General features: G+C 44.2%; 1 rRNA gene. It reads left to right on the top strand.

Annotation, left to right across the window (positions count from 1 at the left end):
• Positions 1–503 precede the first annotated feature (503 nt).
• Positions 504–749: ribosomal RNA gene (locus tag ACTQ3R_RS16580) — 16S ribosomal RNA — on the top strand; the annotation flags it as partial.

Below are 749 nucleotides of genomic sequence, written 5' to 3'. Positions count from 1 at the left end.
AGGGAATCAAACCGGTCCGGCACTTGAAAATCAGTTTGGAAAACTTGAAAAAAGTGCTTGACAAATGATTCCGACAGTGATATCCTCTATAAGCTGTCCGCGAGGGCAGCGGTCACCACGAAGGTTTCTCCATGAAGAGCACAAAAAAGTTTGAAAAAACTTGAAAAAAGTGCTTGACAAAGAAAACCAAATGTGGTAACCTAATTAGGCTGTCCGCGAGGGCGGCGAAACACGGCGAAGAACCTGCGAATGAGAGCACGAAAAAGTTTGAAAAAACTTGAAAAAAGTGCTTGACAAAGGAAAAGAGCTGTGGTAAGATAAAAGCCCGCCGCTGAAAGCGGTGTGCACCTTGTAAATTAAACAACATGACAAACACGAAGCACCAGAATGAATTGGTTGTAAAGCTCAAAAGAGCTTGTAGAGACAACCGTTAACATTTCTTTGAAGCTTGAATTGAGCTTCAATAAAATTGATTTAAGGAACGAAAGTTCTTTAGATACCATTTTATTGAGAGTTTGATCCTGGCTCAGGATGAACGCTGGCGGCGTGCTTAACACATGCAAGTCGAACGGAGTGCTCATGACAGAGGATTCGTCCAATGGATTGAGTTACTTAGTGGCGGACGGGTGAGTAACGCGTGAGGAACCTGCCTCGGAGTGGGGAATAACAGTTGGAAACAGCTGCTAATACCGCATAATGCAGTTGGGTCGCATGGCTCTGACTGCCAAAGATTTATCGCTCTGAGATGG

Origin of the sequence: Lawsonibacter sp. LCP25S3_E2, from assembly GCF_052117285.1 — a bacterium.
Taxonomy (GTDB): domain Bacteria; phylum Bacillota; class Clostridia; order Oscillospirales; family Oscillospiraceae; genus Lawsonibacter.
The sequence above is the reverse complement of the archived record's forward strand: the minus strand, read 5'-3'. Positions and strand labels throughout refer to the sequence as shown.